Annotated in this window: 22 protein-coding genes; 6 read left to right on the forward strand and 16 right to left on the reverse strand. The window is 68.0% G+C overall.

The features are described 5' to 3' along the window. Nucleotides 1–167: 167 nt before the first annotated feature. The 4 genes from J8I35_RS27200 to J8I35_RS27215 form a co-directional block, all read right to left on the reverse strand. Entirely contained in the window at nt 168–2,654 is a 2,487-nt protein-coding gene (locus tag J8I35_RS27200; protein WP_209927826.1) for a DNA internalization-related competence protein ComEC/Rec2, read from the reverse strand. 55 nt (nt 2,655–2,709) lie between these two features. Then, nucleotides 2,710–3,498 (reverse strand): TatD family hydrolase, encoded by a 789-nt coding sequence (locus J8I35_RS27205; protein WP_089488592.1) that lies wholly within the window; start codon nt 3,496–3,498, stop codon nt 2,710–2,712. 66 nt (nt 3,499–3,564) lie between these two features. Beyond that, entirely contained in the window at nt 3,565–4,326 is a 762-nt protein-coding gene (gene lolD / locus J8I35_RS27210; RefSeq protein WP_175806125.1) for a lipoprotein-releasing ABC transporter ATP-binding protein LolD, read from the reverse strand. Further along, the gene (locus J8I35_RS27215) at nt 4,319–5,572 is read right to left on the reverse strand and encodes a lipoprotein-releasing ABC transporter permease subunit (protein WP_006478398.1); all 1,254 of its coding nucleotides are present in this window, start codon (nt 5,570–5,572) and stop codon (nt 4,319–4,321) included. The genes lolD and J8I35_RS27215 overlap by 8 nt, the downstream gene beginning before the upstream one ends. A gap of 162 nt (nt 5,573–5,734) precedes the next feature. Here J8I35_RS27215 and J8I35_RS27220 point away from each other — a divergent pair, with 162 nt between their 5' ends. From J8I35_RS27220 to J8I35_RS27240, 5 genes are all read left to right on the forward strand, one after another. Next, entirely contained in the window at nt 5,735–6,799 is a 1,065-nt protein-coding gene (locus J8I35_RS27220; protein ID WP_245170444.1) for a regulator, read from the forward strand. 13 nt (nt 6,800–6,812) lie between these two features. Further along, nucleotides 6,813–8,510, forward strand: coding sequence for a single-stranded-DNA-specific exonuclease RecJ (recJ, locus tag J8I35_RS27225; RefSeq protein ID WP_050012999.1), 1,698 nt, complete (start codon nt 6,813–6,815; stop codon nt 8,508–8,510). Nucleotides 8,511–8,639: 129 nt separating this feature from the next. Beyond that, a protein-coding gene (gene prfB, locus J8I35_RS27230) for a peptide chain release factor 2 (RefSeq protein ID WP_102961735.1) occupies nt 8,640–9,744 on the forward strand; the annotation gives its coding sequence in 2 pieces (ribosomal slippage) (nt 8,640–8,720 and nt 8,722–9,744; 1,104 coding nt in all). Nucleotides 9,745–9,817: 73 nt separating this feature from the next. After that, complete coding sequence (gene lysS, locus J8I35_RS27235) at nt 9,818–11,344, forward strand: lysine--tRNA ligase (protein ID WP_050013000.1); 1,527 nt, start codon at nt 9,818–9,820, stop codon at nt 11,342–11,344. A 347-nt stretch (nt 11,345–11,691) separates the two neighbouring features. Then, nucleotides 11,692–12,420, forward strand: a complete 729-nt coding sequence (locus J8I35_RS27240; protein WP_124556715.1) for a glycine zipper 2TM domain-containing protein — start codon at nt 11,692–11,694, stop codon at nt 12,418–12,420. Between the two features lie 153 nt (nt 12,421–12,573). On the opposite strand, the gene iscX is transcribed toward J8I35_RS27240, so the two are convergent. The 12 genes from iscX to J8I35_RS27300 form a co-directional block, all read right to left on the reverse strand. After that, nucleotides 12,574–12,783, reverse strand: a complete 210-nt coding sequence (gene iscX, locus J8I35_RS27245) for a Fe-S cluster assembly protein IscX (RefSeq protein WP_006478393.1) — start codon at nt 12,781–12,783, stop codon at nt 12,574–12,576. Nucleotides 12,784–12,802: 19 nt separating this feature from the next. Further along, a complete protein-coding gene (fdx, locus tag J8I35_RS27250) occupies nt 12,803–13,144 on the reverse strand; it encodes an ISC system 2Fe-2S type ferredoxin (protein ID WP_006478392.1) in 342 nt (113 codons plus the stop codon). An 87-nt stretch (nt 13,145–13,231) separates the two neighbouring features. Continuing rightward, the gene (gene hscA / locus J8I35_RS27255; protein WP_050013002.1) at nt 13,232–15,100 is read right to left on the reverse strand and encodes a Fe-S protein assembly chaperone HscA; all 1,869 of its coding nucleotides are present in this window, start codon (nt 15,098–15,100) and stop codon (nt 13,232–13,234) included. Nucleotides 15,101–15,154: 54 nt separating this feature from the next. Beyond that, nucleotides 15,155–15,682: a Fe-S protein assembly co-chaperone HscB gene (gene hscB, locus J8I35_RS27260; RefSeq protein ID WP_011549462.1), complete on the reverse strand. Its 528-nt coding sequence runs from the start codon at nt 15,680–15,682 to the stop codon at nt 15,155–15,157. Between the two features lie 96 nt (nt 15,683–15,778). Further along, nucleotides 15,779–16,102: an iron-sulfur cluster assembly protein IscA gene (iscA, locus tag J8I35_RS27265; RefSeq protein ID WP_011885413.1), complete on the reverse strand. Its 324-nt coding sequence runs from the start codon at nt 16,100–16,102 to the stop codon at nt 15,779–15,781. A 65-nt stretch (nt 16,103–16,167) separates the two neighbouring features. Continuing rightward, nucleotides 16,168–16,575: a Fe-S cluster assembly scaffold IscU gene (gene iscU / locus J8I35_RS27270; protein WP_006478389.1), complete on the reverse strand. Its 408-nt coding sequence runs from the start codon at nt 16,573–16,575 to the stop codon at nt 16,168–16,170. A 67-nt stretch (nt 16,576–16,642) separates the two neighbouring features. Beyond that, nucleotides 16,643–17,866, reverse strand: a complete 1,224-nt coding sequence (locus J8I35_RS27275; RefSeq protein WP_069621823.1) for an IscS subfamily cysteine desulfurase — start codon at nt 17,864–17,866, stop codon at nt 16,643–16,645. Between the two features lie 65 nt (nt 17,867–17,931). Beyond that, complete coding sequence (iscR, locus tag J8I35_RS27280) at nt 17,932–18,471, reverse strand: Fe-S cluster assembly transcriptional regulator IscR (protein WP_006401955.1); 540 nt, start codon at nt 18,469–18,471, stop codon at nt 17,932–17,934. A 114-nt stretch (nt 18,472–18,585) separates the two neighbouring features. Next, nucleotides 18,586–19,068, reverse strand: a complete 483-nt coding sequence (locus tag J8I35_RS27285) for a low molecular weight protein-tyrosine-phosphatase (protein WP_050013004.1) — start codon at nt 19,066–19,068, stop codon at nt 18,586–18,588. Nucleotides 19,069–19,169: 101 nt separating this feature from the next. Further along, entirely contained in the window at nt 19,170–19,397 is a 228-nt protein-coding gene (locus J8I35_RS27290; protein ID WP_050013005.1) for a hypothetical protein, read from the reverse strand. 128 nt (nt 19,398–19,525) lie between these two features. Beyond that, complete coding sequence (locus tag J8I35_RS27295; RefSeq protein WP_050013006.1) at nt 19,526–20,938, reverse strand: lactate utilization protein B; 1,413 nt, start codon at nt 20,936–20,938, stop codon at nt 19,526–19,528. Between the two features lie 35 nt (nt 20,939–20,973). Continuing rightward, a complete protein-coding gene (locus J8I35_RS27300; protein ID WP_209927831.1) occupies nt 20,974–21,696 on the reverse strand; it encodes a (Fe-S)-binding protein in 723 nt (240 codons plus the stop codon). Between the two features lie 183 nt (nt 21,697–21,879). Between J8I35_RS27300 and J8I35_RS27305 the strand changes: the two genes are divergently transcribed. Further along, nucleotides 21,880–22,689 (forward strand): IclR family transcriptional regulator, encoded by an 810-nt coding sequence (locus J8I35_RS27305; protein WP_050013008.1) that lies wholly within the window; start codon nt 21,880–21,882, stop codon nt 22,687–22,689. Nucleotides 22,690–22,866 lie beyond the last annotated feature (177 nt).

The following is a 22,866-nucleotide window of genomic DNA, read 5'->3' on the forward strand; positions in this document are numbered from 1 at the left end:
GTTAGCGCTTTAGCGCTTACTCTCGTCCCATGCTTCGCGGTCGGCGGGAGTTAACGCTTCAGCGCTTACGCCAGCCCCATCCTTCATATTTATGTATGTCGGAACCGTGCTTCGGCACGGTACGCCGGCCCCGGATTTTCCGTCCGATACACCAGCCTTCGCCGCGCTCACCGGTCCATCCAGTACCGGCGCTGTTCGTCGCGATAGCGCGCAAATGCGAACCCGCCGGCCGGCGCGACGTCGAACCGCACGGCACCGTCGCGATCGGTGCGCGGCAGCGGAATCCCGCGCGCCTCGTAGCGGGCGAGGACCGTCCGGTGCGGATGCCCGAAGCGATTGCGATAGCCTACAGGAAAAGCCGCGACGCGCGGCCCGACCGAATCGAGGAAAGGCTCGATCGACGACGTACGGCTGCCGTGGTGCGGAACGACCAGGATCTGCGCGGCCAGCGCGTCGCGCGCATCGGCCACCAGCCGGCGCTCGGCGGCGGCCTCGATGTCGCCCGTCAGCAGTGCCGACGTGCCGCCCGCATCGATGCGCAGCACGCACGATTGTCCGTTCGACGAACCCGTGCCCACCCCGCCGGGTGGCCACAGCATCGTGAAGACGACACCGTCCCAGGTCCACCGCTGCCCCGCCGCGCATGGCAGCCGATCAGCCACGCCGGCCGCCTGCGCATCGCGCCACAGCCGGTGGCGCGGCGCAATACCGGCCAGCAGCTGGCGCACGTCGGCGGCCGCATAGACGGCCGGCGCGCCGCCCGCATGATCGGCATCCGCATGACTGAGCACGAGCGAGTCGATCGTCGCGATGCCGCGCGCGCGCAACGCCGGCGCGACGATCCGCGTACCGGCGTGGGACGACTCCGCGCCCGGCCCCGCATCGAACAGCAACGTCCGGCGCGCGGTTTCGACCAGCACCGCCGCGCCTTGCCCGACGTCGAGCACGGTCAGCCGAAAGCCGCCCGGCGGCGGCGCATCGGGCGCCGGCGCGACGAGCGGCAGCCACGTCAGCGGCGCCGCCCAGCGCAACGGCCAGCCGCGCGGCATCAGCGCCCACGCGACCCCCACGCAGGCGAGTGCCAGCACCGGCCAGTCGGGCATGCGCAGCCAGAACACGCCGGCCGGCCAGTCCGCCAGATGACCGAGCAGCGTCATCATCGGCGCGAGCGCCGCATGCGCAAGCCGAAAGGCCGCCGCATCGAGCGGCGACGGCAACGCGATGCCGGCCAGCACGACCGGCGTCACGACCGAGCTGACCCACGGAATCGCGAACGCATTGCCGAACGGACCCGACAGGGAGACCTGCGCGAACCAGGCGGCGGTGAGCGGCGCGAGACCGATCGTCACCGCGTACTGCACGCGCGTCGCCTCGGCGATGCGGCGCCGGCAGCGCGTCGCCCACCCGCGCAACCTCCTCCGCAAGCCGGCCGTGCGGCTTTCCGCGCCCGCTTCATCCACATCGTCGAGCTCGCGCACCGCGCGCCAGCCGGCGACGGCCAGCAGGATCACGGCGACCGCGCCGAACGACAGCCAGAATCCGGCCGACAGTACGGCCCACGGATCGGCGAGCAGCACGCCGCCGAGCGCCGCGCACAGCACCGCGGACGTCGGCACGCTGCGGCCGGCCAGATACGCGACGCCGCCGCCCGCGATCATCCACCACGCGCGCTGTGCCGGCACGTTGAAGCCGGCGAGCGCGGCGTAGCCCGCGGCAGCAATCAGCGCGGCAAGCGCGGCCGCGTACGGCGCCGGCAACACGAGCGTCGCGGCCCGCGTGCGCCAGCGCACGCGGCGCCACACCATCGACACGAGCCAGCCGGCGATCGCGCCGACCAGCCCGACATGGAGACCGGAAATCGCGACCAGGTGGCTCGTGCCCGTGGTGCGCAGGACGCGCCAGTCGTCGTCGCCAATGCCCGACTGGTCGCCGATCGCCAGCGCCGCGACGATGCCGCGGTGCGCCGCATCGGCACCGAGCACCGCGCCGATGCGTGCGCGCAGCGTGTCGCGCACCCGGTCGATCGATGCGCGCCATCCCGATGCGCGCGCATCGAGCAATACCGCCCGACGCGGCGCACTGACATAGCCGATCGCACGAATGCCGGCGGCCAGCCACGCCGCCTCGCTGTCGCGCACGCCGGGATTGGCCTCGGCGTGCGGACGCTTGAGACGCACGACGAAACGCCAGCGCTGGGCCGCACGCAAATCGGGCAGCGCTTCGCGTGTCGCGGATGCGCCATACGCGCGCCACGACAGCCGGATCAATGGCGGGAAACGGGTGAGCCCCGCATCGTTCGACTCGACCGCCAACAGCAGCCGCGCGCCTGTTTCGTCAACAACGGGCAACCCACGGATCACGCCCGTGACGACGATGTCGCGCCCTTCCCATTCGACAGGCAGGCTGTCGCGCAGCCGCCATTCGGCGCGCGCGGCCGCATAGCCGAACCCCGCGACGCAGGTCGCGACCGCGCACAGCATCCATCCACATACCAGGACCGCGCGCGTGCGCCGTCGACGCGCGCACCATGCGCCCAGCGCCGCGCAGCCCGCGAGCACGGCTGCTCCGATCGTCCATGCGATCGCCCCGGGCAACGCCGCCTGCCGCTGCAGCACGACGACGCCGAGTGCGAACGCGATCCACCCCACGCGCATTCCGCCTCCTCGTCGACCCGGCGCCCCCTGCCAATGCGGCGCCTTCCGGCAACGATTATGCGGACGAAAGGGCGAGTCGCGGCAGCGCGGCGAGCGCGTTAGCCGAAGTGCATACGGCCAGTTCGCCAGTATCCAGCCCGCGCAATTCGGCGAGCACGCCGCCGATGCGCGGCACCTGGTCGGGCGTGTTGCGGGATTTGTATGCCCATTCGGGCGCGATGTCGGGCGCGTCGGTTTCGACGACGAGCGCGTCGAGCGGCAACTCGGTGGCGAGCCGGCGGATCTGTCGCGCGCGCGTGAAGGTCACGTTGCCGCCGAAGCCGAGATGCAGCCCCTGCGCCAGATACGCTTCGGCCTGCTGAAAACTGCCGTTGAACGCATGCGCGATGCCGCGCCGCACGCCGAAACGGCGCAGCCCGGCCAGCACGCGGTCCTGCGACTTGCGCACGTGGCACAGCACCGGCAGGTCGAATTCCCGCGCCAACTGAAGCTGGCCCTGGTAGAAGAACTGCTGCCGGTCTTCGTCGAGCCCCGGCACGAAATAGTCGAGCCCGATCTCGCCGATCGCGACGAAACGCGGATCGTCGAGGCTCGCCTCGATCTCCATGCGCAGCCGGTCGAGATCGGCGTCGCGCGCCTGCGGCGTATACATCGGATGGATGCCGAGCGCATAGGCCGCGCCCGGCGTGCGCTGCGCGAGTTCGCGCACCGTCGTGAAGTTGTCGCGCCCGATGCTCGGGATCACGATGCGCGACACGCCGGCCGCGCGCGCAACCTGCGCGACCGCGTCGCGGTCGGCGTCGAACTCGGCGGCATCGAGATGGCAGTGCGTGTCGATCCACATGTCAGCGGTCCTGCGCCGTTGCGCCGTGCCGCGACGAACCGGCGGCCGGCCAACGGCGTGGCTTTTTTACACCGGCAGCGCCGGCTCCTCGTGCAGCACCCCGTCGCGCAGCCGCATGATGCGGTCGCAGCGCGCGGCGAGATCGGGGTCGTGCGTAACAATCACGAAACTCGTTTCGAGCGTCTCGGACAGTTCGAGCATCAGGTTGAACACTGTGTCGGCCGTCGTGCCGTCGAGGTTGCCGGTCGGCTCGTCGGCGAGCACGCACGCGGGCTTCGTGACCAGCGCGCGCGCGATCGCGACGCGCTGCCGTTCGCCGCCCGACAGTTCGCCCGGCCGGTGCTTCGCACGCGGGCCGAGACCGACGCGTTCGAGCATCGCCTGTGCCTGCGCGCGCGCGTCCTCGGTCGTCATCCGGCGGATGCGCAGCGGCATCGCGACGTTGTCGAGCGCCGTAAACTCGGGCAGCAGGTGGTGGAACTGGTAGACGAAGCCGAGCGCGCGGTTGCGCAGCTCGTTGCGCTCGCGCTCGGCGAGTTGCGTAAACGGCTTGCCGAGCAGCGACACTTCGCCGGCGCTCGGTTCGTCGAGCCCGCCCAGCACGTGCAGCAGCGTGCTCTTGCCGGAGCCCGACGCGCCGACGACCGCGAGCTTCTCGCCGCGCCGCACCGTCAGCTCGGTGTTGTTGAGCACCTGCACGTTGAAGCCGCCCTGCACGAACGCCTTCGTGATCCCGCGCGCCTGAAGCACGTATTCCTGCATACCTGCCGAATCCTGTCTGTTGTGTTGTTGTCGTGAATCCGCGAATGCGGCCGCGCGGTCATTCATAGCGGAGCGCCTCCGCCGGCTTCACCTTCGCGCCGCGCCAGCTTGGATAGAGCGTCGCGACGGCCGACAGCGCGAATGCGATCAGCCCGATCCGGATCACGTCGCTCGCGACCAGTTCGGACGGCAGCTCGCTGATGAAGTACACCGACGGCGGCAGGAACTGCACGCCGAACAGGTGCTCGATCATCGGGATCAGCCACGGGATGCTCCACGCGATCAGGCAGCCGAGCGCGACGCCGGACGCGGTGCCGACGAAGCCGATCGTCACGCCCTGCACGACGAAGATCTTCATGATCGACCCCGGCTGCGCGCCGAGCGTGCGCAGGATCGCGATGTCGGCCTGCTTGTTGGTCACCGTCATCACGAGCGACGACACGAGGTTGAACGCGGCCACCGCGATGATCAGCGTGAGGATGATGAACATCATCCGCTTCTCGATCTGCACGGCCGAGAACCACGTCTTGTTCTGCTGGGTCCAGTCGCGGATGTACAGGCTGCCCGACAGCGTATGCGACAGCTCGACCGCGACCTGCGGCGCCTTCTGCATGTCGGTGAGCCGCAGCCGCACGCCGGTCGGCGCGTTCATCCGGAACAGCGCCTCGGCGTCGCGGATGTTGATCATCGCGAGCGTGCTGTCGTATTCGTAGTGGCCCGATTCGAACACGCCGACCACGGTGAACTGCTTCAGGCGCGGCATCATGCCGGCCGGCGTGATCGAGCCTTCGGGCGCGACGAGCGTGACCTTGTCGCCGACCGTCACGCCGAGATTGCCGGCGAGCGCGTCGCCGAGCACGATGCCGAACTGGCCCGGCACCAGCGCGCCGAGCTGCCCGGCCTTCATGTCCTTGCCGATGTCGGACACCTGCGGCTCGAGCGACGGCTCGACGCCGCGCAGCATCACGCCGCTCACCGCGTCCTGGCGCGTGAGCAGCGCCTGCGCGTCGACGTACGGCGCGGCGCCGATCACTGACGGATTGCGGCGCGCTTCCTGCGCGGTCAGTTGCCAGTCGGGCATCGATCCCGTCGGCGAGAACACCTCGACGTGCGCGAGCACCGACAGCATGCGGTCGCGTACTTCCTTCTGGAAGCCGTTCATCACCGACAGCACGACGATCAGCGCCGCGACGCCGAGCGCGATCCCGAGCATCGATACGAGCGCGATGAAGGAAATGAAGCCGTTGCCGGTCGTGCGTTTGCCGGCGCGCGTGTAGCGCCAGCCGATCTGCCATTCGTACGGAAGTTTCAAGCGAATCCTTTCTGCTGGTTACGGCGGGAGGCACGCCGCGGCCGGACCGCCGCCGGGTGGCGGCCGGCAGCCCGGGCACGGTCGAAAAAACGGCCGCCGGACGCGAACGGGCCGTCAACCGGCCCGATCACGCGCGCAGTTTGCCATACAATGCGCACCATCATGCACGACCGACGCCTCCATTTTCTCGTTCCGTTCGCGCTGCCGTCGGCGGCCGACGCGGCCTCGTCCCTGCACACGCTGGACAGCCCCGCGCTCCAAAAGTTGCTCGCCCGCGCGACTCTCGTCGAGCGTGTGGCCGGCGAGGACTTCCAGCGCACGCTGCCGCACGAGCGCTGGCTGGCAAGCCGCTTCGGCGCCACGCAGGGCAACGCCGCCGACGAGGCGCCGCTCGCGCCCTACATGCTGCTGGCCGACGGCGGCGATCCCGGCACCCAGGCATGGGCGTGCGTCGAGCCCGTGCACGTCGAAATCGCGCACGATCACCTGGTACTCGTCGATCCGGCTTCGCTGGCGCTCGACGACGGCGACGCGGCCGCGCTGCTCGCGGTCGCGCGGCCGCTGATCGAGGAGCTCGGCGTGCGGCTCGAAGCGCCGAACCCGGCGCGCTGGTACCTGTCGAGCGACCAGCTCGCGCGCCTTGCCGGCGCCGCGCCGCTGCGCGCCAGCGGCCGCAACATCGAGATCTGGCTGCCGCACGAGGCGCATACGGGCGAGCGCTCGCGGATGTGGATGAAACTGCAGAACGAAGTGCAGATGGCGTGGTTCCAGCACCCGGTGAACGAAGCCCGCGAGGCGCGTGGGCTGCCCGCCGTCAATTCGGTCTGGTTCCATGCGCAGGGCACGCTGAAGCCGGTCGGCAAGCCGTTCGCGCGCGTGCTGTCCGCGTCGCCGGCCGCGCTCGGCCTCGCACGCGCCGCGCACGCCGAAGCCGGCGGCCTGCCCGCGACGTTCGGCGCGCTGCCCGCCGCCGATGGCGCGACGCTCGTCGAGCTGCCGACGCTGACCACGCCGTTCATCGAGCAGGACTGGGCGCGCTGGCACGACGGCCTCGCCGCGCTGGAGCGCGACTGGTTCGCGCCCGCGCTCGCCGCGCTGCGGAACGGCGAGCTGGCGAGCGTCGACGTCACGCTGTGCGGCGACACGGGCTCCGTGACGCTGCACGCGACGCGCGGCGACCTGCGCAAGTTCTGGCGCCGCCGCGCGCTTGCCTCCCTGTTCGAATAACAAGCCAACCCGAATGACCCGGATCGTTACCCGCCCCGTCGCGCCCGCCGACGCCGAAGCGCTCGCGCGCCACGGACTGCACCCCGTCCTCGCGCGCCTGTACGCGTCGCGCGGCGTGCAGTCGCCCGTCGACATCGAGACCGCGCTCGCGCGCCTCGTTCCGCCCACCGAGCTGAAAGGCTGCGCCGATGCGGCGGTGCTGCTCGCCGACGCGATCGCCGACCAGCGACGCCTGCTCGTCGTCGCCGACTACGACTGCGACGGCGCGACCGCCTGCGCGGTCGCGGTGCGCGGCCTGCGGATGTTCGGCGCGCAGATCGACTACCTGGTGCCGAACCGCTTCGAATACGGCTACGGCCTCACGCCCGAGATCGTCGAGCTCGCGGCTGCGCGCAAGCCCGACCTGCTGATCACCGTCGACAACGGGATCGCGAGCGTCGCCGGCGTCGAAGCCGCGAACGCGCGCGGCATCGACGTGCTCGTGACCGACCACCACCTGCCCGGCGACGCGCTTCCCGCCGCGCGCGCGATCGTCAACCCGAACCAGCCCGGCTGCGCGTTCCCGAGCAAGCACCTCGCCGGCGTCGGCGTGATGTTCTACGTGTTGCTCGCGCTGCGCGCCGAGCTGCGTCGCCGCGGCGCGTTCGCGAGCAAGGAAGCCGAGCCGCGGCTCGACGGCCTGCTCGACCTCGTCGCGCTCGGCACCGTCGCCGACGTCGTACGGCTCGACGGCAACAACCGCGTGCTCGTCGCGCAGGGGCTGCAGCGCATCCGCAACGGCCGCATGCAGCCGGGCATCGCCGCGCTGTTCCGCGCCGCCGCGCGCGAAGCGCGCACCGCGTCGGGCTTCGACCTCGGCTTCGGCCTCGGCCCGCGCCTGAACGCGGCCGGGCGGCTATCCGACATGTCGCTCGGCATCGAATGCCTGATCACCGACGACATCGGCCGCGCGTGGGATCTCGCGCAGCAACTCGACGTGATGAACCGCGAACGCCGCGAAATCGAAGCCGGCATGCAGCAGCAGGCGCTCGCCGATCTCGCCGACGTCGATCCGGCCGATGCGTGCACGATCACGCTGTTCAATCCCGAGTGGCACCAGGGCGTGATCGGCATCGTCGCCGGCCGGCTCAAGGAAAAGTTCCACCGCCCGTCGTTCACGTTCGCGCACGCCGACGACGAAGGCAAACGGGTCAAGGGATCGGGCCGGTCGATCGCCGGCTTCCATCTGCGCGACGCGCTCGACCTCGTGTCGAAACGCGAACCGGACCTGATCGTCGCGTTCGGCGGCCACGCGATGGCGGCCGGCCTCACGCTCGACACCGATAACGTGCCGCGCTTCGCGGCCGCGTTCGAGGCCGTCGCGCGCGAATGGCTGTCCGACGACGCACTCGCCCGCGTGATCGAGACCGACGGCGAGCTTGAGGACGCGTACTTCACGCCGCAGTTCGTCGGCCTGCTCGACGAGGCCGTGTGGGGGCAAGGGTTTCCGGCCCCGCTTTTCTCGGGCGAATTCGACGTCGTGTCGCAGTCGCTCGTGAAGGAAAAGCACCTGAAGCTGCAGCTGGCGCGCGGCCGCCAGCGCTTCAACGCGATCTGGTTCAACCACACCGAGCCGCTGCCGGCGAGTGCGCTGGTCGCGTACCGGCTCGTCGCCGATACGTGGAACGGCGTCACGCGCGTCCAGCTGATCGTCGAACACGCGGCCGGCTGAGCATCGCACCCGGCCCGCGACGCGCCGGATGGGCCGTCAACACGCGTGCTGGCACCGTTTGCGTCACCGGGCAAGCCCGCCGATCGGCTATAATTCCGCTTTTTTACGAAGCAAGAATAGCGAACGATCATGGAAGCGGAACGTCTCAACGCGATCGAAAGCTCCCTGCTCGACCTGCGCAACCGCGCGGGCGAGCTTCGGGGGTATCTTTGACTACGACGCCAAAGCTGCGCGTCTGACCGAAGTCAACAAGGAACTCGAAGACCCGAACGTCTGGAACGACTCGAAGAACGCCCAGGCGCTCGGTCGCGAGAAAAAGCTGCTCGAAGGCGTCGTCACGACGCTCACCGCGCTCGATAGCGACCTGCGCGATGCGCTCGACCTGTTCGAGCTGGCGCGCGAGGAAGGCGACGAGGACACCCTTCTCGCGTCCGAAGACGACGCCGCGAAGCTCGAGGCGCGCGTTGGCGACATCGAGTTCCGCCGGATGTTCTCGAACCCGGCCGATCCGAACAACTGCTTCATCGACATCCAGGCCGGCGCCGGCGGCACCGAGGCATGCGACTGGGCGTCGATGCTGCTGCGCCAGTACCTGCGCTACTGCGAACGCAAGGGCTTCAAGGCCGAGGTGCTCGAAGAGTCCGACGGCGACGTCGCCGGCATCAAGAACGCGACGGTCAAGGTCACGGGCGAATACGCATACGGCTTCCTGCGCACCGAAACGGGCATCCACCGTCTCGTGCGCAAGTCGCCGTTCGACTCGTCGGGCGGTCGCCATACGTCGTTCTCGTCGGTGTTCGTCTATCCGGAAATCGACGATTCGATCGAAGTCGAGATCAACCCGGCCGACCTGCGCATCGACACGTACCGCGCGTCGGGCGCGGGCGGTCAGCACATCAACAAGACCGACTCCGCGGTACGGATCACGCACATGCCGACCGGCATCGTCGTGCAGTGCCAGAACGACCGCTCGCAGCACCGCAACCGCGCCGAAGCGATGGCGATGCTGAAGTCGCGCCTGTACGAAGTCGAAATGCGCAAGCGCCAGGCCGAGCAGGACAAGCTCGAATCGAGCAAGACCGATGTGGGCTGGGGCCACCAGATCCGCTCGTACGTGCTCGACCAGAGCCGCGTGAAGGACCTGCGCACGAACGTCGAAATGAGCAACACGCGGGCGGTGCTCGACGGCGACCTCGACGACTTCATCAGCGCGAGCCTCAAACAGGGCGTGTAAGCGCCGCGGCGCGGCCGGCCCGCGCCGCCCTTCCCGTTTGCGTTGCCGCACCCCACTCCGAATTCCGACCATCATGACCGAACCGACCCAAACGCAGCCCGCCGTCACGGCGGACGACAACCAGATCATCGCCGAGCGCCGCGAGAAGCTGCGCGCGTTGCGCGAGCAAGGCGTCGCCTATCCGAACGATTTCCGGCCCGAGCACCACGCAGCCGACCTGCAGGCCAAATTCGCCGATTCGGACAAGGCCGCGCTCGAAGCGAACCCGGTCGAGGTGTCGGTGGCCGGCCGCATGATGCTCAAGCGCGTGATGGGCAAGGCGAGCTTCGCGACGGTGCAGGACGGATCGGGCCAGATCCAGTTCTTCGTGACGCCGAACGACGTCGGCGCCGACACCTACGACGCGTTCAAGAAGTGGGACCTCGGCGACATCGTCGCCGCGCGCGGCGTGCTGTTCCGCACCAACAAGGGCGAGCTGTCGGTCCAGTGCAAGGAGCTGCGCCTGCTGTCGAAGGCGCTGCGTCCGCTGCCGGACAAGTTCCACGGCCTGTCCGACCAGGAAATGCGCTACCGCCAGCGCTACGTCGACCTGATCGTCACGCCGGAAACGCGCGACACGTTCCGCGCCCGCACGAAGACGATCGCGTCGATCCGCAAGTTCATGGACAACGCCGAGTTCATGGAAGTCGAGACGCCGATGCTGCACCCGATCCCGGGCGGCGCGGCCGCGAAGCCGTTCGTCACGCATCACAATGCGCTCGACATGCAGATGTTCCTGCGCATCGCGCCGGAGCTGTACCTGAAGCGCCTGATCGTCGGCGGCTTCGAGCGCGTGTTCGAGATCAACCGTAACTTCCGGAACGAAGGCGTGTCGCCGCGTCACAACCCGGAATTCACGATGATGGAGTTCTACGCCGCGTACACCGACTACCGCTGGCTGATGGACTTCACCGAGCAGTTGATCCGCCAGGCGGCGATCGATGCGCTCGGCACCGCGACGATCCAGTACCAGGGCCGCGAGCTCGACCTCGCGAAGCCGTTCCATCGCCTGACGATCACGCAGGCGATCCAGAAGTACGCACCGGACTACACCGACGGCCAGCTGTCGGACGACGCGTTCCTGCGCACCGAACTGAAGCGCCTCGGCGTCGACGTGTCGCAGCCGGCGTTCCTGAACGCAGGCATCGGCGCGCTGCAGCTCGCGCTGTTCGAGGAAACCGCGGAATCGCAGCTGTGGGAGCCGACCTACATCATCGACTACCCGGTCGAGGTGTCGCCGCTCGCACGCGCATCGGATACGGTGCCGGGCATCACCGAGCGTTTCGAGCTGTTCATGACCGGCCGCGAAATCGCGAACGGCTTCTCGGAGCTGAACGATCCGGAAGACCAGGCCGCGCGCTTCAAGAAGCAGGTCGAGCAGAAGGATGCGGGCGACGAGGAAGCGATGTTCTTCGACGCCGACTACATCCGCGCGCTCGAATACGGGATGCCGCCGACCGGCGGTTGCGGGATCGGTATCGACCGTCTGGTGATGCTGCTGACCGACAGCCCGACGATCCGCGACGTGCTGCTGTTCCCGCACCTGCGCCGCGAAGACTGACGCCTGCCACCGCGTGTGCGCCGCGTCCCGTGGCGCGCACGCGTCGGCTTTGTAACGACGCGTAAATCCCGCCAGCCGGCGTCCGCCGGCCTTCGATCCTCCCCCGTTTTATTCCCTCGTCGCGACGCGCTTCTCCGGGTTTTCCCGGAAACGGCCGTGAATGCCCCGCTGCAATTCGTTACACCTTGATACGGCGCGCCGCTGGGCCGTGGACGACACTCCTGTTGCGTCACCACGCATGACCACGGGACCAGAACGAGGCGCCGGAACGCCGAGTCTGCTCGCTCCCGAGCGTGGGATCCTGCTCCGGCGCAGCGCGCCGATCCGGATCGACCTTGGAGAACAAAATGGACAACCAGAATCAGACCACGCCGCAAAAGCAACGCCTTCACCCGCTGATCGCCACCGCAGCGGGAGCCGTCATCGTCGCCAGCCTCGCGGCGACGGCAGCGATCACGGGCGTCTTCCCGAAAGCCACCAGCAGCAACGAACAGAACGGCCAGACCCAGGCCGCGCTGATCGCGTCGCAGCCGGCCGTCGATACGGCCGCGGCCGCCAGCGCCGCGCTGGCCGCGCAAGCGCAGCGGCAGGCCGCGGAACAGGCCGCCGCGCAGCAGAAGGCCGCCGTCGCGCAGGCCGAGCCGAAGCCCGCGCCGCGCCCGGCCGCGCCGCACCGCCGTCACACGACCGCACCGCAGCCGCCGCAATACGCGCAGCAGCCGTCGGCGCCCGCGCAAGCCTACTGCCAGAGTTGCGGCACGGTCGTCGCGATCACGCAGACGCGCACGCCGGGTCAGAGCTCGGGGATCGGCGCCGTGGGCGGCGCGGCGGCCGGTGGCTTGCTCGGCAACCAGTTCGGCCACGGCAACGGCCGCACCGCAATGACGATCATCGGCGCGCTGGGCGGCGGGCTCGCCGGCAACCAGGTCGAGAAGCAGGTTCGCGCGGAAACCGACTATCAGGTGCAAGTGCAGATGGAAAGCGGCGCGACGCGCACGTTCACTTACCACAACCCGCCGCCGTTCGGCCAGGGCCAGCGCGTGCGGATCGAGAACGGCACGCTGGTCGGCGCTTAAAGCTGATCGCGTAATCGCAGGCGTCCCCTGCCCGCGCAACGTGCGCGGGCAGCGCGCCCAAAACGAAAACGGCTCGCGAGCAAATGCTCACGAGCCGTTTTTCATTGGCGCGGCGTGCACCGTTGCAGCGCACGCCGTGACCGGTCGGGTCCGTCAGTCCTCGTCGTCGAAATCCGATTCGTCGATCCAGTGTGCCTGGATCGCCTCAAGGATCTTCTCGCCCGAGTGCGTCGGATCGTCGTCGAAGCCGTCGAGCTCGAGCACCCACTGGCGCAGGTCGACGAAGTTGATCCGCTGCGGGTCGATGTCCGGGTGCTTGTCCGCCAGCGCAATGGCTATTTCACGCGAATCGGTCCATTTCATCGCCTGCCTCCGGTTCCTGTCAGTGATTTTCCTTCGCGTGGTTGATCGAGTACTTCGGGATCTCGACCACCAGGTCCGAATCTTCCTTCACGATCGCCTGGCACGACAGGCGCGACGTCGGCTCGAGGCCCCACGCCTTGTCCAGCAGATCATCCTCGTCCTCCTCGGACGGCGTCAGATCGTTGAAGCCTTCGCGGATCACCACGTGGCACGTCGTGCATGCGCACGACTTCTCGCATGCATGCTCGATCTCGATCCCGTGATCGAGCAGGTTGTCGCAGATACTCTTGCCGGGCGTCGCGTCGATCACCGCACCGTCCGGGCACAGTTCGACGTGAGGCAGCACCACCAGTTGAGGCATGTTCGTTCCGTCAGTCAGGGTGCGGCGCCGCGCGCCGCACGTTCATCGTCGCGCGGGCCGTTGCCGGCCGATGCGCGGTTCGTGGGTTCAGATCTCGTCGAGCCGGCGGCCCGACAGCGCGCGCTTGATGCTCTTGTCCATCCGGCGCGCCGCGAATTCGTCGGTACCGTCGGCCAGCGCCTTGGTCGCCGCTTCGATCGCGTTCGTATCGTCGCCCTGCGCGACCGCGCGCAACGCCGCGGTCAGCGCGTCGACCTGCGCGCGCTCGTCGGCCTCGAGCAATTCGCCGTCGGCCGCCAGCGCGGCCTGCGTCGCCTCGAGCATCCGCTCGGCCTCGACCTGCGCTTCGCGCAGCGCACGGGCGCGCATGTCGATTTCGGCGGTCTTGAAGCTGTCTTCCAGCATCTTCGCGATGTCGTCGTCGGCGAGGCCGTACGACGGCTTCACGACGACCGACGCCTCGACGCCCGACAACTGCTCGCGGGCGAACACCGACAGGAGGCCGTCCGCATCGACCTGATAGGTCACGCGAATGCGGGCCGCGCCCGCCGTCATCGGCGGAATGCCGCGCAGCTCGAAGCGCGCGAGCGACCGGCAGTCGGCGACGAGCTCGCGCTCGCCCTGCACGACGTGGATCGCCATCGCGGTCTGGCCGTCCTTGAAGGTCGTGAATTCCTGCGCACGCGCGATCGGAATCGTCGAGTTGCGCGGAATGATCTTCTCGACGAGACCGCCCATCGTCTCGACACCGAGCGACAGCGGAATCACGTCGAGCAGCAGCCAGTCGTCGCCGGTGCCGCGGTTGCCCGCGAGCAGATCGGCCTGGATCGCCGCGCCGAGCGCGACGACCTGGTCCGGATCGAGGTTCACGAGCGGCGGCTGGCCGAAATACTTCGCGACCGCGTCGCGGATCACCGGCATGCGCGTCGCGCCGCCGACGAGCACGACGCCCTTGATGTCGGCCGGCGTGACCTGCGCATCGCGCAGCGCCTTGCGGGTCGGCGTGAGCGTGCGCTGCACGAGCGGCTCGACGAGCGACGCGAACGTGTCGTGCGAAATCGTCTGCACGAGGTGCGCGCCGCTCGACAGCGTCACGTCGAGCGCCGCTTCGGGCGCCGACGACAGCGCTTCCTTCAGCACGCGCACGCGATCGAGCAGCAGGCGCACGTCCTCGGGCGCGAGCGTCTTCGCGTCGATACCGGCCTGCGCGAGCACGTGACCGAACAGCGCGTGGTCGAAATCGTCGCCGCCGAGCGCGGAATCGCCGCCCGCGGCCAGCACCTCGAACACGCCCTTCGTCAGCTTCAGGATCGACAGGTCGAACGTGCCGCCGCCGAGGTCGTACACCGCATAAAGGCCTTCGGCCGCGTTGTCGAGACCATAGGCGATCGCCGCGGCGGTCGGTTCGTTCAGCAGGCGCAGCACGTTGAGGCCCGCGAGGCGCGCGGCATCCTTGGTCGCCTGGCGCTGTGCGTCGTCGAAGTACGCGGGCACCGTGATCACCGCGCCGACCAGATCGTCGCCGAGCGAATCCTCGGCGCGATAACGCAGCGTCGCGAGAATCTCGGCCGACACTTCGACCGGGCTCTTCACGCCGTCGATCGTGCGGATCTGCACCATGCCCGGCGCGTCGACGAATTCGTACGGCGCGTTCGCCGCGCCTTCGACCTCGGCCTTGCCGCGGCCCATGAAGCGCTTGACCGACACGATCGTGTTGCGCGGATCGGTCGCGGCCTGCGCCTTCGCTTCGTGGCCGATGCGGCGGCCGCCCTTCTCGAGGTAACGGACCACCGACGGCAGCAGCACGCGGCCCGCTTCGTCCGGCAGGACTTCGGGCACGCTGTTGCGCACGGCGGCGACGAGCGAGTTCGTCGTGCCGAGATCGATCCCGACGGCGAGTCGCCGCTGGTGCGGCGCCGGCGCCATGCCCGGTTCGGAAATTTGCAGTAAAGCCATCTTGGTTCGTTCGGGCGCTCGGCCCGTTTGCTGCGCGTGCCGCCAGGCACGCGGTTAAGTTTCGAGGCGCTCGATCTGCGCGCCCACTTCCGACGCGACCCGTTCGATGAACATCAGCTGACGCACGGCTTCCGCGGCTGCCTGGTCGGCGCCGCTGTCGAGCAGCGTGCCGAGGCGCTCGACGCGCACGCGCTTCTCGTCGCGCAACTCGGCGAGCAATGCATCGAGCGCGTCGACGTTGCGGGCGGCCGCGGCGTCCTCGATGCCCTCGCGCCATTCCATCTGCTGCATCAGGAAGGCGGGCTCCATCGCCGTGTTGTTTTCCGCGCCGATGTCGACGCCGCGCAGCGACAGCAGATAGGACGCGCGCTTCAGCGGATCGCGCAGCGTGCGGTACGCCTCGTTCGCGCGCGTCGCCCATTGCATCGCGATGCGTTTTTGCGCATCGCCGGCCGCTGCGAAGCGGTCCGGATGCACCTGCGTCTGCACCGTCCGATAGGCGGCGTCGAGCGCCGCCTCGTCGAGCGCGAATTGCGCCGGCAGGTGAAACAGGTCGAAATGGCTGTCTTTGAGCGAAACCATCGTCGCGTTCAATTCCGGTTCGTCGCGCGGCAAACGCCGCACATTAAAAAGGCGGCCCGTGCCGCCTGTTGCCCGCGTCGCGCGGAGGGAGCCGCGTCACACGCGGAACGATTCCCCGCACCCGCACTCGTCCTTCACGTTCGGGTTGTTGAACTTGAACCCTTCGTTCAGGCCTTCACGGGCGAAGTCGAGCTCGGTGCCGTCGATATAGGCGAGGCTCTTCGGATCGACGACGACCTTCACGCCATGGCTCTCGAACACCTGATCCTCGGGAGCCAGCTCGTCGACATACTCGAGCTTGTACGCGAGCCCCGAGCACCCGGTCGTGCGAACGCCAAGCCGCAGGCCCACACCCTTGCCGCGACGGACGAGGTATTTCTGCACGTGCTGTGCTGCTTTTTCGGTCAGTGTAATTGCCATGATGTCCTTGCCGCGGCGCGCCGCCGGGGCCCGCCGCGTTCCCTTCCCTAGCCGCTCGATGCCGTTCAGGCTGCTGCCTGATCGCTTTCCTTGGTGTCGTGGCGCTTCTTGTAGTCGGCCACGGCTGCCTTGATCGCGTCTTCCGCGAGGATCGAGCAGTGAATCTTCACCGGCGGCAGCGCGAGTTCCTCGGCGATCTGCGTGTTCTTGATCGACAGTGCCTCGTCGAGCGTCTTGCCCTTCACCCATTCGGTGACGAGCGAGCTCGATGCGATCGCAGAACCGCAACCGTAGGTCTTGAACTTCGCGTCTTCGATCACGCCGTCCGCGCCGACGCGGATCTGCAGCTTCATCACGTCGCCGCATGCCGGCGCGCCGACCATGCCCGTGCCGACCGTGTCGTCGTCCTTCGCGAACGAACCGACGTTGCGCGGGTTTTCGTAGTGATCCAGAACCTTGTTGCTGTAAGACATGACTCAGACTCCTTGACTCGTTACGTCTGCGTGCGTCAATCCGCCCGCGGTTGCATTCAATGCGGTATCAGTGCGCGGCCCATTCGATCGTCGACAGATCGATGCCTTCCTGGTGCATTTCCCAGAGCGGCGACAGTTCGCGCAGCTTCGCGATCTTGCTGTTCAGCAGATCGACCACGAAGTCGACTTCCTGCTCCGTCGTGAAGCGGCCGACCGTGAAGCGGATCGAGCTGTGCGCGAGTTCGTCGTTGCGGCCGAGCGCACGCAGCACGTACGACGGCTCCAGCGACGCGGACGTGCATGCGGAGCCCGACGACACCGCAACGTCCTTGATCGCCATGATCAGCGACTCGCCTTCGACGAAGTTGAAGCTGATGTTCAGGTTGTGCGGGACACGGCGATCCATGTCGCCGTTCACGTAGGTTTCCTCGATCTGCGACAGGCCGCGCAGCAGCTTGTCCCGCAGCATGCGGATGCGCTCGTTCTCGGTCGCCATTTCCTCGCGCGCGATGCGGAACGCCTCGCCCATGCCGACGATCTGGTGCGTCGCCAACGTGCCCGACCGCATCCCGCGCTCGTGACCGCCGCCGTGCATCTGCGCTTCGATGCGCACGCGCGGCTTGCGGCGCACATACAGCGCGCCGATGCCCTTCGGGCCGTAGGTCTTGTGCGCCGAGAACGACATCAGGTCGACCTTCAGCTTCGCGAGGTCGATCGCGACCTTGCCGGTCGACTGCGCGGCATCGACGTGGAACACGATGCCCTTCTCGCGGCAGATTTCACCGATCGTCTCGATGTCCTGGATCACGCCGATCTCGTTGTTCACGTGCATCACCGACACGAGGATCGTGTCCGGGCGCAGCGCGGCCTTGAACACGTCGAGGTCGATCAGGCCGTCGTCCTTCACGTCGAGGTAGGTGACTTCGAAACCGTCGCGCTCGAGCTCGCGGCACGTGTCGAGCACGGCCTTGTGCTCGGTCTTCACCGTGATGATGTGCTTGCCCTTGCCCTTGTAGAAGTTCGCGGCGCCCTTGATCGCGAGGTTGTCCGACTCGGTGGCGCCCGACGTCCAGATGATCTCGCGCGGATCGGCGTTCACGAGTGCGGCCACCTGTTCGCGCGCTTCCTCGACCGCACGCTCCGCGTCCCAGCCGTAAGCGTGGCTGCGCGACGCCGGGTTGCCGAACTGCTCGCGCAGGTACGGCACCATCTTGTCGACCACGCGCGGATCGACGGGCGTCGTCGCGCTGTAATCCATATAGATGGGCAGGTGGAGAGTCTCTTGGGTCATCTGTCGCTCCGGGTATTCTGTGCAGGGACTATGTGCGTTATGGGGGTTGGCGGGCGCCTTCGCGCTCACGAACTCGCGATGTTGAACACCGAATTGGGGCCGAGCGGCATCGTGCGCACGGGCTCGGCCGGTGCGGCGACGGGCTCCGGCGCGCGACGGTCGCGCAGCACCGCAGGGGCGCCCTCGCGTGCGCGCTGCTGATCGACGAGATCCTGCAGCGACACCGAATCGAGGTATTCGACCATCTTCTGGTTCAGCGTCGACCACAGCTCGTGCGTCATGCAATGGCCGTCGGGCTGCTTCGAGCCGTCGCACGTGCCTTTGCCGCCGCACTGCGTGGCGTCGAGCGGTTCATCGACCGCGATGATGATGTCGGCGACGGTGACGTCCTGCGCGCGACGCGCGAGGTTGTAGCCGCCGCCCGGGCCGCGCACGGATTCGACGATTTCATGCCTGCGCAGCTTGCCGAACAGCTGTTCGAGATACGAGAGCGAAATCCGCTGGCGCTGGCTGATGCCTGCAAGCGTCACCGGGCCCTGCTCCTGGCGCAGTGCCAAGTCAATCATCGCCGTGACGGCGAAACGGCCTTTGGTGGTGAGTCTCATGGTGTCTAGGGGACTGCAATCTTGACGATTTTGGTCAAGTATAAATATTTGACGTTTTTAGTCAAGTATCCATGTCTGTGAAAGGGTATTCGCAGACCGCTGAATATCGCGCGGTCAGTGCGCCGTGCGTGCGCGGAGCGTCTCCAGCAGGCCCGCGCACGCGCGCTCGACCTGGTCGAGCACCTGCTCGAAGCCCTGCGCGCCGCCGAAATACGGATCGGCCACTTCGGTCTCGGTCGCGCCCGGCGCGAATTCCATCAGCAGGCGCACCTTGTCGCGATGCTGCGGCGGACAGCGACGGCGCAGCTCGGCGAGATTCGCTTCGTCCATCGCGAGCAGCAGATCGAACCGCTCGAAATCCGCCGCGCTCACCTGCCGCGCGCGCAGCGCCGACAGATCGTAGCCGCGGCTGCGGGCTGCCGCCTGCGCACGCGTATCGGGCGGCTCGCCGACGTGCCAGTCGCCAGTGCCGGCCGAATCGATCGCGATCCGGTCGGCCAGCGCGGCCGCATCGACCTGGTGGCGCATCACGCCCTCCGCGGTGGGCGAACGGCAGATGTTGCCGAGACAGACGAAACAGATCGCAACGCGGGTCATCGCACTATCGAAAAGCCGCGGCGCACCGCGTGGGAGAAGAACACGCCATTATACAAAGGCGGCCGACATCACGCCGCCGCGCGAAGCGACGGCGTCATGCGTTACAACGCCTTCGGCGCAGCGAGCGCCATGTCGCCGGATGCCGCGGGCAGCGGCTGCGCCGCGTCGCCGACCAGCCCGAACGACACCGCGCGCGCCAGTTCGGCGGACGCCTGGTGAACCGCGAGCGGGCCGCGCGACGGCGCATCGGCCATCGCATGCAGATAGGCAACCGCTGCCAGCGGAACCACGATTGCCAGCGGCCAGTACATCGATATTGTCTTTTTCATGATGCGGACCTCGTTGACCTCGTACCCCGAAACCCGATTCCGGGGACTACAGACGAGATTCTATAGATCGCATCTATCAAGATAAATATGCAAATAGCGAACGCACTGTTGCCGCTCGCTGAACAGTGTCAGCCGAGGTGACTTTGCGACGCCGCGTACAGCTCGCGGAACGTGCGCCCGGTCGGCGTCGGAAGGTCGCGCGTATCCATCCAGCCGCCCATCATCGGCAGGCGCCGCAGCATGCCGCCGTCGCCGCCCAGCCGTTCGAGGACGCGCACCGCGAGCTTGGTCGTCAGCGCATACAGCATCGGGCGTCGGGCGAAGAACCCCCACGCGGCGAGCGCCGCGCGTTCGCGCCACGGTCGCAGGTGGCGCTCGACCTGCTTCTCGCGCAACGTGCGCAACAGGTGCGACAACGGAATCCCGGCCGGGCACACGCTGTCGCATTCGCCGCACAGCGTCGCCGCCTGCGGCAGGTCGAGCGTGCGGTCGAGCCCGACGTAGCTCGGCGTCAGCACCGATCCCATCGGCCCCGGATAGACCCAACCGTACGCATGACCGCCGACCTTCTGGTACACCGGGCAATGGTTCATGCACGCGCCGCAGCGGATGCAGCGCAGCATCTCCTGGAATTCGCCGCCGATCAGGCCCGTGCGGCCGCCGTCCACGAGCACCACGTAGTTGTGCTCGGGGCCGTCCTCGTCGCCGGGCCCGCGCGGCCCGGTCAGCAGCGAGAAATAGTTCGACGTCTTCTGCCCGGTCGCGGAACGCGGCAGCAGCCGCATCGCGGTCGCGAGATCCTCGAGGGTCGGCAACACCTTCTCGATGCCCGTCACCGCGACATGCACGCGCGGCATCACCGTGCACATGCCCTCGTTCCCTTCGTTCGTCACGATCGCGACCGAACCCGTTTCCGCGATCACGAAGTTGCCGCCCGTCACGCCCATGTCGGCCGACATGAAATGCGGGCGCAGCACCTCGCGCGCCTCGCGCGTCATGTCCGGGATCTCGGTGAGCCGCTCGCGCCCATGCGTGCGCGCGAACAGGTCGGCGATCTCGTCCTTGTCCTTGTGCACGACGGGCGCAATGATGTGGCTCGGCGGCTCGTTGTCGTTGATCTGCAGGATGTATTCGCCGAGATCGGTCTCGATCGACTGCACGCCCATCTCGGCGAGCACCGCGTTCAGGCGCATTTCCTCGGACACCATCGACTTGGTCTTGATGACCTTCTTCACGTCGTGCCGGCGCGCGATGTCGGCCACGAGCCGCGCGGCGTCCGCAGTCGTTTCGGCGAAGAGCACCGTCGTGCCGCGCCGCGTCGCCTCGCGCTCGAACGCCTCGAGCCACACATCGAGATTCTCGAGCGCGCGGTTGCGGCGCGCCTTCAGCGCGGCGCGCGTGGCCGGAAAGTCGATCAGGGTCATCGCGTCGGCGCGCGCGGACACGAACTTCGTCGACAGCTTCTTCAGGTTCTGCTGCAGGCGCTGGTCGGCCAGCTTCTGGCCGGCGCGCGCCTTGAAATGCATCGATTGGACTTGCATCGCGGTATCGGGGAAAAAGTGAGCGGAACCGGGCGTCAGACGTCGCCCGCCAGCACTTGCGCGACGTGCAGCACGCGCGTGTCGCGGTCGCCGGTGCGGCGCAACCGCCCTTCGATGTTCAGCATGCAGCCGAGATCGCCGAGCACCACCGTGCCCGCGCCCGACGCGCGCACGTTCGCGCATTTTTCGTCCGCGATGGCCGCCGAGATGTCGCCGTATTTCACCGAGAAGGTGCCGCCGAAGCCGCAACAGTGCTCGCAGTCCTTCATCTCGGCGACGGCCACGCCGCGCTGTGCGAGCAGCGCGCGCGGCTGCTCCTTCACGCCGAGCTCGCGCAGGCCCGAGCACGAATCGTGATAGGTGACCGGCCCGGCGAATTCGCCCGGCGCGAGCGACACCTTCGCGACGTTCGCGAGGAAATCGGTCAGTTCGTAAACTTCCTGCTGGAACCGCGTGTAGCGCCCCATCAGCTCGGGATCGTCGCGGAACAGGTCGCCGTAGTGCGCGCGGATCATCCCGCCACACGAACCGGACGGCGCGACGACGTAATCGAATGACTCGAACTCGCGCAGCGTCTTTTCCGCGAGGTCGCGTGCGAGCGCGCGGTCGCCCGAGTTGTAGGCGGGCTGGCCGCAGCAGGTCTGCGTAGGCGGCACGATCACCTCGTAGCCGGCGTCGCGAATCAGCTTGAGCGCCGAAAAACCGATTTCGGGGCGCATCAGGTCGACCAGGCAGGTGACGAACAAACCGACTCGCATACGTGCTCCTTCGAGAAAACGGCTCTCATTATCCGACGTTTGTCCGGCAAGACCAACGCCGGCCCGCGCGCAAGCCCGCGGTGCGCGAAACGAGGACTTCCTCGAACGGCGTTCGCTTTTTTCACGATACGAGATACAATCGATCCAACACCGCTTGACGCGTCAACCGATTCCTCCCCCGACATGAGCCAACCCACCCCGGATTCAAAAACGTCGATCCAGGTGATCGAACGCATGATGCGGTTGCTGGACGCGCTCGCCGCGCACAGCGACCCCGTCAGCCTGAAGGAACTTGCGCAGCGCACGGAGTTGCACCCGTCGACCGCGCACCGCATCCTCAACGACATGGTGACCTGCCGCCTCGTCGACCGCTCCGATCCCGGCACCTACCGCCTCGGCATGCGGTTGCTCGAGCTCGGCAATCTCGTGAAGGCGCGCCTGTCTGTGCGCGACGCGGCGCTGATGCCGATGCGCGAGCTGCACCGCCTCACCGGGCAGACCGTGAACCTGTCGGTGCGCCAGGGCGACGAGATCGTCTATATCGAGCGCGCGTATTCGGAGCGCTCGGGAATGCAGGTCGTCCGCGCGATCGGCGGCCGCGCGCCGCTGCACCTCACGTCGGTCGGCAAGCTGTTCCTCGCGGCCGACGAAACGTCGCGCGTGCGTGCGTATGCGACGCGCACGGGACTGTCCGGCCATACGCAGAACAGCATCACCGATATCGCGAAGCTCGAGCGCGAGCTGACGATCGTCCGCCAGCAATCGTGCGCGCGCGACAATGAAGAACTCGAACTCGGCGTGCGCTGCATCGCGGCCGGCATCTACGACGATTCGGGCAAGCTCGTCGCGGGGCTGTCGCTGTCGGCGCCGGCCGACCGGCTGCAGGACGCGTGGCTCGGCCAGTTGAGCCGGACGGCGCTCACCATCTCGGAATCGCTCGGCTACCGGCCGGCGCCCGCGAAGGACGTGGACGGGCTGCAGCGGCAGGCGTAAGCCGCGCCGGCGGCCAGGTTCCTTCCGGCGCCGGCGCCGGTTTCGCCAGACAAAAAAAGCCCCGCGATTGCGGTAATGCCGTTCAGTTAAGCGACCGAACGGCATTTTTGTTTTGTGGAAGGAGTGGTTGTAAACGTTGCGCTGAGATGTTAACTTTTCGGCGCGATGCTGACCGAC

The sequence above is a fragment of the Burkholderia sp. CpTa8-5 genome, assembly GCF_017815045.1.
GTDB classification, from domain to species: Bacteria; Pseudomonadota; Gammaproteobacteria; order Burkholderiales; family Burkholderiaceae; genus Burkholderia; species Burkholderia sola.

Coding starts and splice junctions, on each gene's coding strand:
- iscX (WP_006478393.1), bottom strand. CDS start 12,783: ATGAAATGGACCGATTCGCGTGAAATAGCCATTGCGCTGGCGGACAAG.
- J8I35_RS27295 (WP_050013006.1), bottom strand. CDS start 20,938: ATGCAAGTCCAATCGATGCATTTCAAGGCGCGCGCCGGCCAGAAGCTG.
- lysS (WP_050013000.1), top strand. CDS start 9,818: ATGACCGAACCGACCCAAACGCAGCCCGCCGTCACGGCGGACGACAAC.
- J8I35_RS27220 (WP_245170444.1), top strand. CDS start 5,735: ATGCACGACCGACGCCTCCATTTTCTCGTTCCGTTCGCGCTGCCGTCG.
- J8I35_RS27275 (WP_069621823.1), bottom strand. CDS start 17,866: ATGACCCAAGAGACTCTCCACCTGCCCATCTATATGGATTACAGCGCG.
- J8I35_RS27305 (WP_050013008.1), top strand. CDS start 21,880: ATGAGCCAACCCACCCCGGATTCAAAAACGTCGATCCAGGTGATCGAA.
- lolD (WP_175806125.1), bottom strand. CDS start 4,326: ATGAATGACCGCGCGGCCGCATTCGCGGATTCACGACAACAACACAAC.
- hscB (WP_011549462.1), bottom strand. CDS start 15,682: ATGGTTTCGCTCAAAGACAGCCATTTCGACCTGTTTCACCTGCCGGCG.
- iscU (WP_006478389.1), bottom strand. CDS start 16,575: ATGTCTTACAGCAACAAGGTTCTGGATCACTACGAAAACCCGCGCAAC.
- J8I35_RS27240 (WP_124556715.1), top strand. CDS start 11,692: ATGGACAACCAGAATCAGACCACGCCGCAAAAGCAACGCCTTCACCCG.
- J8I35_RS27285 (WP_050013004.1), bottom strand. CDS start 19,068: ATGACCCGCGTTGCGATCTGTTTCGTCTGTCTCGGCAACATCTGCCGT.
- recJ (WP_050012999.1), top strand. CDS start 6,813: ATGACCCGGATCGTTACCCGCCCCGTCGCGCCCGCCGACGCCGAAGCG.
- iscR (WP_006401955.1), bottom strand. CDS start 18,471: ATGAGACTCACCACCAAAGGCCGTTTCGCCGTCACGGCGATGATTGAC.
- J8I35_RS27200 (WP_209927826.1), bottom strand. CDS start 2,654: ATGCGCGTGGGGTGGATCGCGTTCGCACTCGGCGTCGTCGTGCTGCAG.
- iscA (WP_011885413.1), bottom strand. CDS start 16,102: ATGGCAATTACACTGACCGAAAAAGCAGCACAGCACGTGCAGAAATAC.
- J8I35_RS27300 (WP_209927831.1), bottom strand. CDS start 21,696: ATGCGAGTCGGTTTGTTCGTCACCTGCCTGGTCGACCTGATGCGCCCC.
- hscA (WP_050013002.1), bottom strand. CDS start 15,100: ATGGCTTTACTGCAAATTTCCGAACCGGGCATGGCGCCGGCGCCGCAC.
- J8I35_RS27205 (WP_089488592.1), bottom strand. CDS start 3,498: ATGTGGATCGACACGCACTGCCATCTCGATGCCGCCGAGTTCGACGCC.
- fdx (WP_006478392.1), bottom strand. CDS start 13,144: ATGCCTCAACTGGTGGTGCTGCCTCACGTCGAACTGTGCCCGGACGGT.
- J8I35_RS27290 (WP_050013005.1), bottom strand. CDS start 19,397: ATGAAAAAGACAATATCGATGTACTGGCCGCTGGCAATCGTGGTTCCG.